Annotated in this window: 13 protein-coding genes and 1 pseudogene; 4 read left to right on the top strand and 10 right to left on the bottom strand. The window is 53.2% G+C overall.

Translation table 11 applies throughout. From position 1 onward, the window contains the following. Positions 1-43 precede the first annotated feature (43 nt). The 9 genes and pseudogenes from murQ to JSQ80_RS20505 all read right to left on the bottom strand — a co-directional run bounded on the left by murQ (position 44) and on the right by JSQ80_RS20505 (position 10,465). Positions 44-957, bottom strand: a pseudogene (murQ, locus tag JSQ80_RS20545) (N-acetylmuramic acid 6-phosphate etherase). 26 nt (positions 958-983) lie between these two features. Further along, positions 984-1,973: an N-acetylglucosamine kinase gene (locus JSQ80_RS20540; RefSeq protein WP_206096514.1), complete on the bottom strand. Its 990-nt coding sequence runs from the start codon at positions 1,971-1,973 to the stop codon at positions 984-986. Between the two features lie 31 nt (positions 1,974-2,004). Then, the gene (locus JSQ80_RS20535) at positions 2,005-3,138 is read right to left on the bottom strand and encodes an exo-beta-N-acetylmuramidase NamZ family protein (RefSeq protein ID WP_206096513.1); all 1,134 of its coding nucleotides are present in this window, start codon (positions 3,136-3,138) and stop codon (positions 2,005-2,007) included. A gap of 26 nt (positions 3,139-3,164) precedes the next feature. Further along, positions 3,165-4,019 carry a carbohydrate ABC transporter permease gene (locus JSQ80_RS20530; protein WP_087432802.1) on the bottom strand — a complete coding sequence of 285 codons (855 nt, stop codon included), beginning with the start codon at positions 4,017-4,019 and terminating at the stop codon, positions 3,165-3,167. 12 nt (positions 4,020-4,031) lie between these two features. After that, entirely contained in the window at positions 4,032-4,994 is a 963-nt protein-coding gene (locus JSQ80_RS20525) for a carbohydrate ABC transporter permease (protein WP_240463733.1), read from the bottom strand. A 93-nt stretch (positions 4,995-5,087) separates the two neighbouring features. Next, complete coding sequence (locus JSQ80_RS20520; protein WP_206096512.1) at positions 5,088-6,416, bottom strand: ABC transporter substrate-binding protein; 1,329 nt, start codon at positions 6,414-6,416, stop codon at positions 5,088-5,090. A gap of 171 nt (positions 6,417-6,587) precedes the next feature. Continuing rightward, positions 6,588-7,559 carry a GNAT family N-acetyltransferase gene (locus JSQ80_RS20515; RefSeq protein ID WP_206096511.1) on the bottom strand — a complete coding sequence of 324 codons (972 nt, stop codon included), beginning with the start codon at positions 7,557-7,559 and terminating at the stop codon, positions 6,588-6,590. 108 nt (positions 7,560-7,667) lie between these two features. Beyond that, the gene (locus tag JSQ80_RS20510) at positions 7,668-9,053 is read right to left on the bottom strand and encodes a (Fe-S)-binding protein (protein WP_206096510.1); all 1,386 of its coding nucleotides are present in this window, start codon (positions 9,051-9,053) and stop codon (positions 7,668-7,670) included. Then, complete coding sequence (locus tag JSQ80_RS20505) at positions 9,050-10,465, bottom strand: FAD-binding oxidoreductase (protein WP_206096509.1); 1,416 nt, start codon at positions 10,463-10,465, stop codon at positions 9,050-9,052. Before JSQ80_RS20505 ends, JSQ80_RS20510 begins: the two co-directional genes overlap by 4 nt. A 172-nt stretch (positions 10,466-10,637) precedes the next feature. On the opposite strand from JSQ80_RS20505, the gene JSQ80_RS20500 reads away from it, so the two are divergent. From JSQ80_RS20500 to JSQ80_RS20485, 4 genes are all read left to right on the top strand, one after another. Further along, complete coding sequence (locus tag JSQ80_RS20500; RefSeq protein ID WP_206096508.1) at positions 10,638-11,333, top strand: FadR/GntR family transcriptional regulator; 696 nt, start codon at positions 10,638-10,640, stop codon at positions 11,331-11,333. A gap of 113 nt (positions 11,334-11,446) precedes the next feature. Next, positions 11,447-12,679 carry an MFS transporter gene (locus tag JSQ80_RS20495; protein WP_206096507.1) on the top strand — a complete coding sequence of 411 codons (1,233 nt, stop codon included), beginning with the start codon at positions 11,447-11,449 and terminating at the stop codon, positions 12,677-12,679. Positions 12,680-12,789: 110 nt separating this feature from the next. After that, on the top strand, positions 12,790-13,125 hold the full coding sequence (locus JSQ80_RS20490) for an ArsR/SmtB family transcription factor (RefSeq protein WP_087432795.1): 336 nt from the start codon (positions 12,790-12,792) through the stop codon (positions 13,123-13,125). Between the two features lie 156 nt (positions 13,126-13,281). Next, positions 13,282-15,048, top strand: coding sequence for a SulP family inorganic anion transporter (locus JSQ80_RS20485; protein WP_206096506.1), 1,767 nt, complete (start codon positions 13,282-13,284; stop codon positions 15,046-15,048). Between the two features lie 75 nt (positions 15,049-15,123). On the opposite strand, the gene JSQ80_RS20480 is transcribed toward JSQ80_RS20485, so the two are convergent. Further along, the gene (locus JSQ80_RS20480; protein ID WP_087432793.1) at positions 15,124-16,341 is read right to left on the bottom strand and encodes a bis-aminopropyl spermidine synthase family protein; all 1,218 of its coding nucleotides are present in this window, start codon (positions 16,339-16,341) and stop codon (positions 15,124-15,126) included. Positions 16,342-16,944: the final 603 nt, after the last annotated feature.

Genomic DNA, 16,944 nt, shown 5'->3' with positions numbered 1-16,944 from the left:
TCACCTGCCTATTCAAGATTACCTCCCAAAAATCACCTTCTAATCACGACTCGCTTGAAGTTAAGTGAATCGCCTGACGAACGGAGCCCCCGGTTCGGACAAGCCGTTCTCTCGCTTCTCGGGCGTCTAGTCCCGCTTCCAGCATGACGATGGCCGTCTTCACCTCTTGATCCGCCAGCGCAAGCGTCTGTTCGGCTGTTTTGTAGTCCGCTCCGGTCACAGTCATGACAATGCCGCGTGCACGCTCCTGCAATTTATAATTGCTTGCGTTGAGGTCGACCATTAAATTCTCATACACTTTTCCGAGCTTAATCATGACGGATGTAGAGATCATGTTCAAAATCATCTTGTGTCCGTCGCCGCTTTCATCCGCGTGGAGCCTGTTACGACTTCTGGCCCGACAAGAGCTTCAATCGCAATATCGGCTGCCCGGCTAATGGCCGCCCGCTCATTGCTTGATAACGCAATCGTCGCAGCTCCTATGCTGCGGGCGTAATTCAACGCTCCGATGACATAAGGCGTGCGTCCGCTTGCGGCAATACCGATAACGACATCCGAATGCGATAAGCTCCGCTGCCGCAGATCCTCCGCCCCCTGCTCTTCGTCATCCTCTGCGCCTTCCACCGCGGCATATACCGCTCCGTTGCCGCCCGCTATGACCGCTTGAATCCACTCAGGCGGCGTGCTGTATGTTGGAGGACATTCCGCGGCATCGACAAATCCCAGACGCCCGCTCGTCCCTGCGCCGACATAGAACAACCTTCCCTTGATCTTGAGCGAAGCGTACACGCTTTCGACCGCTTCTTCCACTTGAGGCAGCACACGATATACCGCCTCCATAACCGAACGATCCTCTTGATGAATGACGTTGACGATATCGCAGGTGCTCATCTGGTCGATGTTCATCGTACGCGGATTGCGCTGTTCTGTTAATAAAGCCGAAATGTTCGTATCCATTTCCTCACAACCTATCCGTTATTTTCTTATCCTAACGTTACTGCAAGCTGCTGGTCTACGCGCCCGGACAGCTCGCCGTCGAGCGAAGCTCCTAATTGCCGCAAGGCGGCGAAGAGGGCTCCCGCTATCGGCGGACTGTCCGGCAGGATGAATTGCGCTTGCAGCTGATGTTCGTGACAAGTCGATTCCAGTGCAGGCAGCAGCAAATCCGCCCGTTTAAAGATGCCGCCCGTCAGTACGACCGGCACCGCTCCATTGGGAGCGCACAACTTGCCGTCATAGAGCTTGCGGTGCAAGCCTGCTATCGCTTCCCCCATCGAATACGCAGCCGCATCCATAATGCCTTGTGCCGCGACGTCCCCTAGATCGGCAGCTTTCATGACGAGCGGAGCCAAAGCAGCGACTCGTTGACGCGTCTCTTGCGCATAGATGATGGGAATGAGTTCAGTTAAAGCGCTTAAATTATATGCGTCGATAATCAGCTCGGTAAGCGCGGTTGGCTTGCCCAATCCGTCCCATGCACGGAGAACGGCGATTAAAGCTTCCCTGCCAATCGAATACCCGCTGCCGGGGTCCCCTGCGATATAACCCCATCCCCCGACGCGTTCTCTGCGGCCGCTCGGATGGAGCCCGTAGGTAATCGAACCAGTGCCGGCAATTTGCACGATTCCTGGCTCCCCCTTCGTGCCGGAATAAAGAGCCGTAATGGCATCGTTATCGACTTGAACGGATGAGATATCGGGATAAAGGCGCCGCAAATGGGCAGCCGCCTGCTTGCGGTTATCGCCCTGCTCAATCCCGGCCAAGCCGGCAAACAGCGCTTCGATCGCTTCGCCGGATTGCTCCGCTTCCTCATAAAGACGGCGAACGACGCCAGTCAACTGGCGCAACGCCTCGTCGCGATTGCCATTCATATTCGATGGGCCGCCGTTGGCAGTAGACAGCACGGTTCCATCCGTTCTGGACAGAATGCCTACCGTCTTCGTTCCGCCACCGTCAATCGCAATGATTCCCATTGGTTCTTCCCCCTCATCAACACATACAGTGTTAATACAGCAAGTAACTGCATGCCATCTTGCGGAACGCGGATAAGACGGGTTGGCACTGCTCCACATAACTGCTAGTCGTGCCATTCTCGATATGCGGCTTCAATTGCTTCGTGCCGGCCAACTGGTCGAAAAAATCCGCTTCCTTGTAGCTGAACGATTCCGGATACATATCTGTTATCGTCTCCAGCAGCTGCAAACCGGCGGAGAATGACTGCAGAGCCGTACGATCCGTCACATGCAGCTGCACGCCCTCGCAGCGTTCACCGACATGCTTCTGATACGTCGGCACGAACGATACGGGCCTGGCAAGGATGCCTGGCATGCGCCGCTCATTGAGCGCCTTGGCTAACCGGTATCCATCGATAAAGGGCGCTCCCACCATCTCGAACGGCTTCGCCGTTCCTCGCCCTTCCGACAGGTTCGTCCCTTCCACAAGACAGGTTCCCGGATACAGCAAGCCCATATCGAGCCCGCTTGCATTTGGTGAAGGCGGCACCCATAGAAGCCCCGTTTCATCGAAATGCATCTTGCGCGACCATCCCTCCATCGGTATGACGGTCAGATCGCAGCGAACTCCGAACTGCTCCTTGAACAGCTGGGCCAGCTCGCCAATCGTCAAGCCATGACGGACCGGAATCGGATACAGGCCGACAAAGGATCGGCAATCCTCGTCCACCAGATTGCCTTCCAGCGTCATTCCGTTAATCGGGTTCGGCCGGTCGAGCACCACGAACGGAATTCCCTGTTCGCCGCAAGCCTCCATAACGTAAGCCATCGTATAAATGTACGTATAATAGCGAGTCCCAATATCCTGCAAATCGAACACCATCACGTCGACGTCCTGCAGCATATCCGGAGTGGGCTTGCGTGTCTCGCCATACAAGCTATAGACGGGAAGGCCCGTTTCCTTGTCCACGGAAGAGCCGACATGCTGCCCTTCCTTCGCATCGCCTCGAATGCCATGCTCCGGCCCGAATAATGCGGTCAAACCCAGATGTTCATGCTCGTGGAACAAATCAATCGTCGGAATCAACATATGGTTGACTCCCGTCAAGTTCGTAACCAATCCGATTCGTTGGCCGCGATAATCGTTCGCATGCTTCTCCAAAAGGACTTCCACGCCCAGCTTCATCGCTATTCCTCCTTAACCGCGTTCATTTATCCTTTCGAGCCCGATATTACAATACCGCGAATGAAATGCTTCTGCGCAAAGAAGAAAAGCAGAAGCGGCGGCGTAACCGCAATGACGGACGCTGCCATCAACAGCTGCCATGGCGTCGAGCCGTATGATGCCGTAAAGTTGGCCAGTCCCAACGACAACGGATAATGCTCGGAGCTATTCAAGTAAATGAGCGGCCCCATCAAATCATTCCAGCGGTACATAAATTCCAGGATGGCACCCGTCGCCATAGCAGGCAGCGACAGCGGCAATATGACGCGGAAGTACATCGTAAAATACCCGCCGCCGTCAATTTTCACAGCCTCGTCCAGCTCATGCGAGATACCCATATAAAATTGGCGCAGCAAGAAGATCAAGAAGGCGCTGGCCGCAAACGACGGAATGACAAGCGGCAAATAAGAATCGACCCAGCCCAGCTGGTTGAACAGCAAATATTGCGGAATCATGACCACTTGCGGCGGCAGCATCATCGTGCTGAGCACGAGACCGAACATCACTTTGCTGCCTCTGGCCCGCAGACGGGCAAAAGCAAAGGCGACAAGCGAAGAAGTCAAGACAGTCGCAAACACCGTAACCCCGGTATACCAGATCGTGTTCCACAAATAGGTGCCAAACGGCGACACCCGAAATACTTCGGCAAAATTGTCCCATTGCGGCGGATTCGGAATCCATATCATCGGAAGCTGGAATACTTGCCCCAATGTCTTCAGCGATGTCGATACCATCCAGAAGATCGGGAACAGAAACAAACCCAGAAATAAGAACAAGACGGCATAAATTGCGGTTTTTTGAATCACGGACAGCTCTCCGTGAACATAACGTTTCGGCTTCATTGGCTGCCCTCCTTATTTTCGACTCGTATATTCATAGTAGACATATCTTCTTGACACCATGAGCGACAGCATCGTCAACGCAAATATAATAATGAATAAAATCCATGCCTGCGCAGATGCGTACCCCATGCGGAATTGTGAAAAGGCGGTATCGAACAAATAATAGACATAGAAGTACGAGTTCCATTCCGGTCCGCCCTTGGTAATGACGTACGCTTGCGTAAAGATTTGAAACGACGAAATGATCGCCATAATCGTATTGAACAGAATAACAGGCGAAATAAGCGGCACCGTAATTTTGAAAAATTTACGGAAGCTGCCCGCACCGTCGATATCCGCAGCTTCATACAGATCCTTCGGCAGCGACTGCAAGCTCGCCAGGAAGATGACCATCGTGCCGCCGATACCGGTGATCTGCATGAGCACCATCGACGGAATGACGAGCTTCGCATCGGTAAACCAGCCCAAGCCTTCTACCCCGAAACATTCATGCAAAATGTTGTTTACAAAGCCAAAATCCGGGTTCAAAAGCCACGACCATAGGAATGCGATCGATACACCCGATACGATGGACGGCGCATAGAACAGCGTCCGGAACACAAGAAGCCCTTTAATCTTCTGATTGAGAAGTACGGCGAGCAGAAGCGATAACATGATAGTAAAGGGCACGGCCAGCACGACATAATACGTGGTCACACTCAGAGACTTGAAGAAAAGGGCATCTTGAAACAGCGAAATGAAATTGTCAAAACCCACGAATTGCGGCGCGCTGACTACATCATAAGATGTGAAGCTAAGCCATAAGGAAGCAATCATCGGCCCTCCCGTAAACAGGATGAATCCAATAATCCATGGCGAAGCAAATATCCAGAAGGCCCGCTCTTCCTTCTTTCTTTCCGGATGGAGCTTCATCTTTGTCTTGCGGTCTGCATTGACGCCAATGTCTTCCGAAACCGCTCGTTGTTGTGTATTCAAATGATTTCACCTCATTTTCGATAAGACGCCCCGGCCGGCGCGGAGTCCGAGCCGGGGAATCCACCATTTCTTCGAGGATCAGAGAGTGTTGAATTATTTCAGATTCAAAGATCGCAAATTGCTGTCGATATCTTTCAATCCGTCCTCCACACTCTTCGTTCCGTTGTAAATTGCACTCATCGTTTGATTCGTTGTCTTTAAAATGCTATCGAACTTTGCGATCAAGTGATTGTCCGACTCGCGGCCATACTTGATAACGCCTTCATTTAATTGCTTCACTTCTTCCGGCTTCATCTCCATCGCCTTGGCGATATCGACATACCAGTTATCGAGCAGCTCTTCATAGACCGGAGTAGCCCCTGTATTTTCGGCATATGTCTTCGCTGCGCCCTTCGGATCCATCAGAAATTTGACGAACGTCCATGCTTCATCCGGGTGCTTCGTATTTTTGTAAATGTTCCATGGGTCTACATACAGCGAGATTTGGCGCCCTTCCACGTTCGGAAGCGCCGCGGCGCCCCAACGGAATTCAGCTTGCTTGAAGTTCTGGAAGCCCCAGCCTCCGCCGATCATCATCGCGACTTTCCCCGTCATGAACGGGTTGCCAAGCTGGTTCATCGCTTCCGTCTGAGCCGGGTTCGGAGAAATTTTATGCTTCAGCACCAAATCCGCGTTTTTTTGAATTGCTTCCACAATTTTCGGATTGTTCAAAATTTGCGGCTCGCCCATGTTGCCGGTCTTATAGGCATCTTCGCTAAAGAAGTCGCCGCCGAACAGCCATGCGCGCTTGTTCGCCGTGTCATCATACAGCAGGCCATACTGCTGTTTGCTCTTATCTGTCAGCTTTGTGCCGTACTCGACCATCTTGTCCCAATTCCAGGATTGGTCTTCCCAGTCTGTCGTCGGATATGGCAGCCCTGCCGCGTCCAACAGATCTTTGTTATAGAACAAGAATGTGCCGTAGTTCAGCATCGGCAAGCCATACGTCTTTCCGTCCACTTTATAAATATCGAGCAGGCGAGGATCGATGCCCTTTACCACATCCGGCTCCTTCTCAAGGTATGGCGTCATATCCAGCAGAATGCCCAATTGATTGAACGTGGCGAAGCCGGCTTCACTCCAGTTGGAGGACCAGACGTCCGCCATATTTTTGCCGGAAATCATCGTTTGGATTTTTTGGTCGATTTGAGCGTAAGGGAACGTCATCAGCTTCACTTTAATGTTCGGATATTTCGCTTCGAAGTCCTTTACGGTCTGCTCATACCAAGGCTGCTTGGCCGGGTTGGAGGTGACCATCCAAGAAATTTCTACTTTCCCGTCTTTGCCGCCGCTGCCGGAGCTTGAGCCGCAGCCTGCAAGGATAACGGATAAGGATAAGACCAATGTCATCGTTAAAAGCAAGGTTTTTCGCAATGTTCGCATTATAATACCCCCTATGGAAATTAAAATAATATTTCACAAATTACGCAAATATTAGAAACATAATTTTGAAAAATGGGGATGCTTGACCTCTGCAGCAGCGAAGTACGTCCATGCTTCTCTGTGCAGTTGTGCCGTTCAGCTTGATTAGGCAAACGCTGCGTCAGCTTTTATCTATGTTGCCTGACGCAATGACTTTTTCATCAAATCGTAGCCCTTCCACGGTTGAAATCCTAATTTCGCATAAAAATCAACAAGCTCCGTCCAATCAATGACCAAATGCCTCATTCCGCGCGCTTTGAGCTCAGATACCCCGGCTTCAACGAGAGCAAGGCCATATCCCTTTCCGCGATAGCGGCTGTCTACGCCAAGAGGTCCGATTCCTCCAAGCGGCTCTTGGAAGAGTGGAGCCCAGTACGTATTTTGCGCAATCAAAGCCGACTTCTCATCGTTCACGCGGCAAAAGCCTATCATCTCCCGGCCTGCAAACAATCCGATAAACTCTCTGCCTGATCCGCCGCGTTCCCAATAACAGAGCGCTTCATAGCACCACCGTCCAGGAAAGCATCTACGGAAGAAACGCAGCATTTCCTCTTGATCCCCCGGTTCAAGCCCTTTGATGTAAGCGCCTTCGGAAAATGACGGAGCAACCGGCGGCGGACCTTCCTCTGCGGATGCCAGCAAATCATATACCTCATACAGAAACTCGTATCCTCTCCGCTCGAACCAATGACGAGACGATGAGAGCGCTTTCGGAACACCCGGAAAATAATGCCACGGATCGCGTCCCATATATACGAGCTCTACGCCTGCTTCCCGCAGCGCGCCTTCAGCCAGGGCAAGCAAGAGGCTGCCTATGCCTTCGCCCCTCCTGTCCGAACGCACGACAAGCGCTTGAATCCAACCTGCTCCTTCCCCCAGCTGCATCTCTCGCTCTAGCTCCTGCCATTTCTTCGCAATGACAAAGCCAAGCAGCGTACCGTCATCGTCCTGTGCCAGCCAAGAGCCCGGGTAGTAAACGTTTGCATCTTGAAAGCTATTCTGCCGCAGCAGCGCCTCTCGCATTGGAAAGAGGCCGCCGAGTTCCCTGTTCCATAACTCGCACATCGGAACGAGCCACTTGGCTTCCAATGGAATAACGTTCACGATCAACTCCCCCTCAATAGACTGAAAGTTTCATCCTTGCGCAGCAAAGATGTATCATCAAGTATTTATGAAATTTAATTACAGATTGATTATAGTTTATATAAAATATTATTTCAATATCTTTTCCGCAAAATAATCGACGACATGCATGACTTGAATACTTCTGCTCGCTTTTTCCCGCTCTGCGCCTATCTTCATCTGCAGCAGGCAGCCCGGATTGCTCGTTAAAACAATCGAAGCTCTCGTGTCCCGCACCGCTTTCATTCTCGAATCCACAATATCGTTCGCCATTTGCGGCTGCACCAAGTTATAGATTCCCGCTGAGCCGCAGCACACTTCAGCCCCCTCCAGCTCTACGAAGTTCGTGTCAGGGATGAGACGCAGCAATTGGCGCGGCCCCTCGCCGGCTCTCATCACGTTGCGCAGATGGCACGAGTCTTGGTAAGTCACCGTAACGGCGTTGTCGCGTGACGCATCCGATAGTGGCGCTGTTTCCGCTTGCGCAGCCGTCTCAGGAAGATGATTCCAGCGCTTTGAACGCAGCAGCAGATCGCTGATATCTTTCACTTGAGAGGCAAATGCGCGGGCGGGTTCAACCCAATCCGCTTCATCGGCCAGCAGATGATCATACTCGACCAGCATGGCCCCGCAGCCTCCGGCGTTGGAAGCTATGTAGTCCACCTTCGCGTCCCGGAACACCTTCACGTTTTGCTTGGCGAACTCTCGGGCCGTGTCCCGATCCCCGCTATGAGAGAACAGCGCGCCGCAGCAGGACTGCTCCTCCGGGATGACGACATCATAACCGGATTCAGTCAACAGACGGACGGTATTTACATTCGTTTCCGTAAAAAGAACGTCCATAATGCACCCGCGAAACATTCCGACGGTGCCGATCCGCTCGCCTTTGGCCGCAAAACGATGACCGCCGACCCGCTTCACGACACCGCGGCTGTCCGCACGCGGCATAATCCGCTCCATCGTCTGCATATGCGCCGGCAGCCAGCGCAGCAGCTTCCCTTTATCGGCAAGACGCTGCAGGCCGGAGCGCTGATAAGCTTGCAGTATCGTACTCATCAGCCGCAAACGGCGATGGCGCTTGAATATCGGCTTCGCGAGCTTATGAAGGCGCCGCACCGGAAGCGCCCCGGCAGATGGCTCGGCATGCTCGAATAGAGCACCCTTCGTCTGCTCCAGCAATTGGCCGTATTTGACATCGGATGGACATACCGGTTCGCATGCGCGGCACCCCAAGCATAGTTCCATTTGCTGCTTGAACGCCTCGTCCGGCTCCATCAGCCCATCCGCCACCGCCTTCATGAGAGCGATCCGGCCGCGCGGGGATGCCGCTTCGAGACCCGTCTGTTGGAACGTCGGGCAAGCAGGCTGGCAAAATCCACAGCGCATGCAGTTCATCAGCTGTTCGTAATCGAGCGTATGAACCAGCTGCTGCTGCAAGGCGCCTGTTCGTTGATCGCCATGCTCTTTGCTGTTCATCGGGTAATCACCAGCCTTTTCCGTGCGGATTTGGCAAATATTTTGCCGGGATTCATAATGCCATTCGGGTCGAATGCATGCTTGATGCCTTTCATCAATGCGATGCCGGCTTCACCGACCTTCCATTCCAAATAAGGGGCTTTGACCGTGCCGACGCCATGCTCTCCCGTTATCGTGCCGCCCAGCCGGATGGCTTCCTCGAAAATGTCGGCGAACGCTTGCTCGACCCGATGAAGCTCCTCTGCATTTCTCGCATCCGTCGTGCAGGTCGGGTGCAAATTCCCGTCCCCCGCGTGGCCGAACGTGCAAATGTTCAGCTCATACTGCGCCGCAATCCGGTTGATGGCCAGCACCATGTCCGCGATGCGGGAACGAGGCACCGTCGCATCCTCCAGAATCGTCGTCGGCCGAATGCGCGCCAATGTCGAGAGCGCGCTGCGCCTTGCCTTCATCAGCTGCTCCGCCTCGCGCTCATCCCGCGCCGTGTCAATGCGTGCCGCCCCTTCCTCCCTGCAGATCGACACGATGGCGTCCATGTCCTTCTGAATGCTGGCCTTCTCTTGTCCGTCCTGCTCGATGAGCAGCACCGCTTCCATATCTGTAGGGAGGCCAATATGATTGTATTCTTCCACGACGCGGATCGTGGACTGATCCATAAATTCGAGCGTCGCCGGAATGATGCCCGCTCCGACTATGCGCGAAACGGAACGCGCGGCCGCGTATATATCTTGAAAGGCAACCAGCATCGTCTGTCTCACCCGCGGCGCGGGAATAAGCTTCACCGTCGCTTCCGTAACGATTGCGAGCGTGCCCTCCGAACCGACAAGCAGCTTCGTCAGATCATAGCCGGCAACATCCTTATACAGCTTGCCGCCCGTTGTGATAACTTCACCGGAAGGCAGGACGGCCTCCAATCCGATAACATAATCTTTCGTCGTGCCGTATTTCAAGCCGCGGAGCCCGCCCGCTCCTTCCATAATGTTGCCGCCCAGCGTTGAAATGACCATGCTGCTCGGATCCGGCGGATAGAACAGCCCCCTTTTTTCCACTTCGCGATGGAATTGCTTCGTATTTAATCCAGGCTGGACGGTAGCTGTCAAATTATCGGCATCCAGTTCGAGCAGCTTGTTCATCCGGGTCATAGCCACGACGATTCCACCGGATACGGGCACTGTGCCGCCGCATAAGTTGCTGGCTGCCCCCCGCGGGACGATCGGAATGCGATGCTGATTCGCTAATCGCAAAATATGCTGGACTTCTCTCGTCGAGTCAGGATAAACCACCGCGTCCGGCAGCGATTGCAGCATAGGCGTCGCATCATACGAATGCGTGACAAGCGCCTCCTTATCGTCGCGGTAACGCTCCGGCCCAAGAAGCTGCAGCAGCTCTTGCCGCACTTCGGTCACTATCATCGATTTTCCCCTCCTGTTGTTTCTGTTCATGAATTTGTCAAACTGTTCAGGTGATCTGATGACTTTTGGCATATTATAACTTATGATGGAAGAGGATGTATACTGTTATTTAAAATTTTTTTTCAAAAACAAAACAAAGATTTCGATATATTATATCAGGAGGGCATCATGGATGAATGGAATTCAATATAAAAAGGGAGCGGAGCTCGTAACGGATCATCTGCTCGGGCAGTTGAAAAACGGCAGCTACTCGCCTGGAGATCGTCTGCCTTCCGTCGAAGCGCTCTCCAAGCAGTACCAAGTCGGACGTTCAACGATACGCGAAGCGCTTAGCGCGCTGAAAGCGATGGGCTGGCTCGACATTCGCCATGGCGGCGGCACGTTCGTGCGCGAGCAGCCGCAAGCTCCGTCCGACTTGCTTCAAAGCTGGCTAACCGATATCGACTCGTTGAAATCGCTGATCGAGGTGCGTAAAATAGTCGAGGTCGGCTCTGCGGGATTGGCCGCCAAACGGCGGACGGACACGGACTTGGCTGCGCTTGCAGATTGCCTTCAACAGATGGAGGCCCATCTGGAGGACGAAACGGCAAGCGAGCAGGACGATCTGATGTTCCACGTGCATTTGGCGCAAGCAAGCCACAATGACATTTTAATTCCGATGCTGCAGCTGTTTCACCAACAGTGCGCTCAGCATATGGGCAACACCAGGCGGATGTGGCTCTTCGGCGAACGTTCTTCCACGATGCAGCTGCTTCAAGAGCACAGACTCATCTACGATGCCATACTGCACCAGAATGAAGCGCTCGCTTCCCGGCGCATGCTGGAGCACTTAACCAAAGTAGAATTATTATTAGAAAAAAATGATTAGCTCTCCCCCTATTGCATGGTATAATGTGAAAATATTACTATGAGTGCGCGTTCAAAAATAGTCACTTTTCTGCTATTTGAACAACCTCTACGATGCAATGGGGTGTGTATTGCTTGAATCGTTCCTTTTACTCGTTATTGTCAAGCCGGTCATTCGCCAACCTTGCCGGCTCCTTGTACATGATGACCTTGATTGCCGCCGTATACCAACTGACGGGATCGGCCGCCTTTGCCGGAGCGGTCTCCTTTGTGCGCTCTTTGGCCGTGCTGTCCAGCAGCTTTTCGCTGCCTTTCTGGTACCGGAAGATGACGGTTGCCCATGTTACCCGTTTGTTCCTGTTTCTTCAGTGCGCGGCGTCTGCGCTTATCGCCTTCTCATTGACGCCGCTCTCTTCTGCGTTGCCAGCATCCGCATTTCTGGGTTATGCGTTCTGCGGCATCATGCTGATCGGCTATGTGGAGGGCTGCGCTTCCGCGGCGGCTAATGCGCTTTATCCCCGCTTGGTGGAAGAGAACCAGCGTGTGCAAGCGAACAGCCTCGTTTCTACCAGCATGCAGATGCTGTCGCTGCTCGGCTGGACGATGGGAGGCATTCTCGTCGCGAAGCTCGGTCATTCCCTCGTGCTGCAGTTGTCCGCGGGGCTCCTGCTATTAGGTTGTCTCTTCATCGTCCGCCTGTCCCATGATGAGCAGGGCGCGCATAAGGAGAAAGGTTCCCGATCCATGATGGCAGGCTGGGCCTTTCTATTTACCCATCCCAAGCTGCGCATCATCACTTGGATGGACATTATCGAAGGAATTGCTGGCGGGATCTGGATTGGAGGCGTCACGTTAGTGTTCGCCCAGGAAGTGCTGCAGAAGGATGAAGCATGGTGGGGCTATATCAATGCCGCATACTATGCGGGCACCATTATCGGCGGATTGATTACGCTCAAGCTGTCTGCTCTCATTCATCGCCATCTGGTTGGCACGATCATTGTCGGCTCATTCGGAGTGAGCCTGTTCGCCTACGGTTATGCGTTCAATACGCAAGCATTTGTCGCCTTGGCCATCGTGCTGCTCATGGGGCCGTTTTATCAGCTGCGCGACATCGCGCAGCGGACGTATGTCCAGCAGTACACTCCACTGGCCGAGCAGCCGAACGTATTTGCGGCGCAAAGCACGATCTCATACGTTCTGTTTGGCGTGTCGGTGCTGTTTGCCGGAACCGTGGCAGATATGTGGGGACCGCAATCCGTGTATATTGTGGGAGGAACGATGTATTTGCTTTCCGCTTTTACCGGATTCATTCTAAAGAAGAAGCACGCGGCGGCGCTGACTCAAGACAATGCTCCGGTTTCATCCTGAGGGGGGAGGCACGGGCCGTCAGAACTCATTTTGCCCCTCTTTTCCCCGGACGTCGGTTTTGTGGTACACTTATCTATATTCGATTCTTTCAATGAATAAGGGAGAATGCCATGTATCCGGACATCCAACAGTTTAAAGCCGAATTTTTCAAAGCGTTGGCACACCCTTTGAGAATAAAAATATTGGAGGTTCTGTGCGACGGCGATAAAACGGTGAACGAAATCCAGTCGCTACTCGGGATCGAGGGTTCTGCCGTCTCGCAGCAGTTGGCCGTCCTGCGCGGCAAGAACGTCGTGTTCGGCGTCAAGGACGGAACCTCGGTCATTTATTCTCTGCGCGATCCGATGATTAAGGATTTGCTCCAGGTGGCAAAGCGTATATTCGACAATCACCTTGTCAACTCAATCTCCATGCTGGAGAACATCAAAAAACAGGAATCTTCATAAAAGAGAGGGATTTGGGTAACGGACTCGAGTTTCCTCTCTTTTCCCTTTATGAGCGCCTTACACGACACTACAACCGCTTTGACAGAATAGCCAAATGAATATATGATTCTCTATATATTCAAATAATCAGATATTTAGAAATGGTGGGAGAAGTGCATGAAACCGTTGTTGCGCGGCCGTTATGCCGGGTATAACGCGCAGGCTTTGAAGAAAGATATCATTTCCGGAAGTATCGTCGGTATCGTCGCCATTCCATTAGGGATGGCGTTTGCCATTGCATCGGGCGTCAAGCCGGAATACGGGCTCTATACGACAATTGTCGCCGGCTTGCTCATTTCGCTGTTAGGCGGATCCCGCTTCCAGATCGGAGGGCCGACCGGAGCATTCATCCCTATCTTATTCGCGATCGTCTTACAGTACGGATACGACAATTTGCTGATCGCCGGCTTTATGGCCGGGGTCATGCTGGTTCTTATGGGCCTGTTCCGCTTGGGGGCCGTCATCCGTTTCATCCCCCGTCCGGTGACAATCGGCTTTACAGCCGGCATTGCCGTCATTATCTTTACAGGACAGATCGCCGATTTTCTCGGCTTGCACGTGGAAAAGCAGGATGGCTTCATCTCCGACATGCGCGAGCTCGCAGTGCACTTGCCGTCGTTGAACCTGTATAGCGTGCTGACCGCGGCGCTCTGCCTAGCCGTTCTGCTGCTCACGCCGAAATGGCTGCCCAAGATTCCCGGCTCACTCCTTGGCCTGCTCGTCTCCAGCCTGGCCGCAGCGTGGTTCTTCCCTGGCCAAGTAGCCACGATCGGATCGACGTTCGGCGCCATTCCGAGCGGACTGCCCGCATTCCGGATTCCGGAAATAAGCTGGGACCGCATCGTACAGCTGATTCAACCCGCCTTCGTCATCGCGATGCTCGGCGGCATTGAATCGCTGCTGTCCGCTGTCGTCGCCGACGGCATGACAGGGGATCGGCACCGGAGCAATCGAGAGCTCGTCGGGCAAGGCTTAGCCAACATGATCACTCCGCTGTTCGGAGGAATTCCCGCTACCGGAGCCATCGCCAGAACCGCAACCAACATCCGGAACGGGGCGGTATCTCCCGTATCCGGTGTCGTGCACGCTATCGTGGTGCTGCTTGTGCTGCTCTTTTTCGCTCCGTATGCTTCGAATATTCCGCTCTCCGCCATGGCGCCCATCTTGATGGTTGTCGCTTGGAACATGAGCGAGCGCAAAGCCTTTCTGCACATTTTGAAGACGCGGACCGCCGATTCGCTCATTCTGTCCGTTACTTTTCTGCTGACGGTGTTCGCCAATCTGACCGTGGCCGTTCAAGCCGGCCTCGTGCTGGCAGTCGTCCTGTTCGTTAAGCGGATGAGCGAAGGCGTCAAGGTAGCCAAGGTGCTGCCCGATCCGGCAGACCGGAAGGCAAAGGTGTCCTCCCGCATCGTCAAAGACGGGCGATATTGCCCGCAAATCAGCATGTTTTCTGTAGAGGGACCGCTGTTTTTCGGAGCCGCTCATTCATTCGAGCAGTCGCTGACAGACCAATTCGGGGACATGCCGCTTGTGTTGATTTTGCGCTTGGGGCGCGTGCCGTATATGGATACGACGGCCGAGTCGAATTTGTCGGCCCTCGTAAGCCGGGTCCATCGCCAAGGAGGGATGGTGCTCGTTACGGGCATCCATGATCAGCCGCGCATGGTGATGCAGAAGACGGGACTGGCGGCCCGTATCGGTTCTGAGCATTTCTTCGAACGGACGGGTGCCGCCATCGACTTCGCCTTGACCCGTATAAGCGCAGCCCGATGCCAAGGGTGCAAACACTTCGCGTTCCGGGAATGCGATGCGCTATCCGGTGTGCATGCCCTGCCCGAGCATAAGCTGGCCGCTCCTAAGCCGGACACGGTCCAGGCTTGAATCGAATGAATTGAAGGTCTGCTTCGCCGCAACGGCTAGGCAGACCTTTTTTTGAATTGCGGCTCAATAATTCCATTACTTTGTTCTCGGTTTTTTAAAGCTAATTCCCTTTCTCTCGTCCGGCCTTGACGCCGGTTTTCTCTCGATCAGCTCGAATGCGGAGCTGCCGCAGCCGGAGCAGCCCCGCCGCTTCAGTTGTTCAATTGTGCCGAAATCTCCGTCCTGGCCGACCAGCACCGCTTCTCCGCACTGCTTGCAGCGGTATACGCGCTGCGTGCGGTTCACTTCGCCGGTATAAAGCTCCCCTTCATAACCATCCGTCAGCCCTGGAGTCGTATGCTCCGTCGTCTTCAGCACGAGCATTTGCCCACGGTTGCCAATCATTTGCGCCCCTTCATACTCATTGAAATGAGGCGTGATCTCTTTCACCATCAAGCCCATGCGGACAAGCTCCTGCTGCATGTTCAACGTAAATCCGGGTGATTTGTGAGCGAACGACAAAAACACCGGCAAGCCTTTTCTCCGCTTGAGCGCGCCAATGCCTCTGGATAAGAACAAGCTCATCCCTTGCAGCGTATAGGGCGGATCCGTGAAAAAGCAATCGAAGCGTCCATGCAGCTGTGCCGGCAAAGGCTGCCGCAAATCAGCAGTATGACATGTAATGGGCAGATCTTCCCGCTCCGCAATATCACGTATATGCTGCAAAAACCGCTCGTCGACATCGACAACATGGATTCCCGTCTTCGGGCTGCTTCTCCCCGGGAACAGCCGCTTCAACAGCAAGCCAAGCGACACGCTGACCAGGTCATCATCACCGACGCACAGCACCTGCTTGCCGATAAGCGAATGCTCCCGCAAGCAGAGAACGGCCCGTTTCACACTTGTCTCCATCGTGCACTTGGATTGATCAATCTGTACGTTTACTTGAGGCCGCGCATGGAACACATCGTTCCATTCCAGAAGAAGCTCGGCCAGTTCAGATTTCCATGCCATGCCGTCCGCCATCAGCTTATGGTACAGCTCTTTATCCAGACCGATGTAACCCCACTCCCGCTCCACATAATCATTTCCGGCAAAAGTGCAGTGCACGCCCCGATCCTGCTTCAGAGCGCCTGCCTTGATGAGCTCCTTCTTAATCGCTGTCGCCACAGGCACCGGCAGCATCGTCTTCCGTGCCATTTCCTTCGTCGAAATGCCGGGACGTAAATAGCACTCGATCAACAATTGTTCGATGACGTGCGGCCCCTCTTCCAGACGCACATTTGCGCTTGCCGTTTCGATTATATTTCTCATTCGTATCACTCTTCTTTCATAAAGTAGACTTACCGACTTATCAACACAAAAAGGGCAGAAAATGAACGTTAACGTCCATCTTCTGCCCTGTTCAGGGATCGACTGTTTACCGTCTTGCAACCAGTACGGCGGGAGATAAGCTAAATAAGCCCGCACATGCCCGGCAACGATAATCGCAAGCAGAAACGGCGCCGCGATCCCTGGTCCGGGAACGCAGCGTATCATCTCTGCAAGATGAATAAAGCCCGTATACATACTGCCATATACTTGCTTATCCATAAAAAAGCCGTGCTTAAGAGCACGGCTGTTCGCAGTCGGTTGAATTCAAAAGGATGGCCATTGTTCTTAACGAATTGGAGCATTTCCATTCGCGCATGACAAATAAACCACCATATATGCGATGATTTTGCCAAAACGAAGGAATGCACTCTATCCAATTTGATTAGTTAAGAACAACTACCGACATCAAGAACTCCCCTATTAATCAAGTTAATGCCATTATACAAAGAACATGTCCCAATATCAAGCTCGACATGCAGGGTATCGATTCTTCATCGTTAATGAAATGTCTCATGCCTCCCCCACACCTTTGCTTCATTCTCC

The sequence above is a fragment of the Paenibacillus apiarius genome, from assembly GCF_017052585.1.
In the GTDB taxonomy this organism is placed as follows: Bacteria; Bacillota; Bacilli; order Paenibacillales; family Paenibacillaceae; genus Paenibacillus_B; species Paenibacillus_B apiarius.
Note: the sequence above shows the minus strand (reverse complement) of the source record. Positions and strands in the feature narration are given on the sequence as shown.

Excerpts from the sequence above, each read along its gene's own strand:
- JSQ80_RS20540 (WP_206096514.1), bottom strand. The coding sequence starts at position 1,973 with ATGGGAATCATTGCGATTGACGGTGGCGGAACGAAGACGGTAGGCATT.
- JSQ80_RS20535 (WP_206096513.1), bottom strand. The coding sequence starts at position 3,138 with ATGAAGCTGGGCGTGGAAGTCCTTTTGGAGAAGCATGCGAACGATTAT.
- JSQ80_RS20530 (WP_087432802.1), bottom strand. The coding sequence starts at position 4,019 with ATGAAGCCGAAACGTTATGTTCACGGAGAGCTGTCCGTGATTCAAAAA.
- JSQ80_RS20520 (WP_206096512.1), bottom strand. The coding sequence starts at position 6,416 with ATGCGAACATTGCGAAAAACCTTGCTTTTAACGATGACATTGGTCTTA.
- JSQ80_RS20510 (WP_206096510.1), bottom strand. The coding sequence starts at position 9,053 with ATGAACAGCAAAGAGCATGGCGATCAACGAACAGGCGCCTTGCAGCAG.
- JSQ80_RS20505 (WP_206096509.1), bottom strand. The coding sequence starts at position 10,465 with ATGATAGTGACCGAAGTGCGGCAAGAGCTGCTGCAGCTTCTTGGGCCG.
- JSQ80_RS20500 (WP_206096508.1), top strand. The coding sequence starts at position 10,638 with ATGAATGGAATTCAATATAAAAAGGGAGCGGAGCTCGTAACGGATCAT.
- JSQ80_RS20490 (WP_087432795.1), top strand. The coding sequence starts at position 12,790 with ATGTATCCGGACATCCAACAGTTTAAAGCCGAATTTTTCAAAGCGTTG.
- JSQ80_RS20485 (WP_206096506.1), top strand. The coding sequence starts at position 13,282 with ATGAAACCGTTGTTGCGCGGCCGTTATGCCGGGTATAACGCGCAGGCT.
- JSQ80_RS20480 (WP_087432793.1), bottom strand. The coding sequence starts at position 16,341 with ATGAGAAATATAATCGAAACGGCAAGCGCAAATGTGCGTCTGGAAGAG.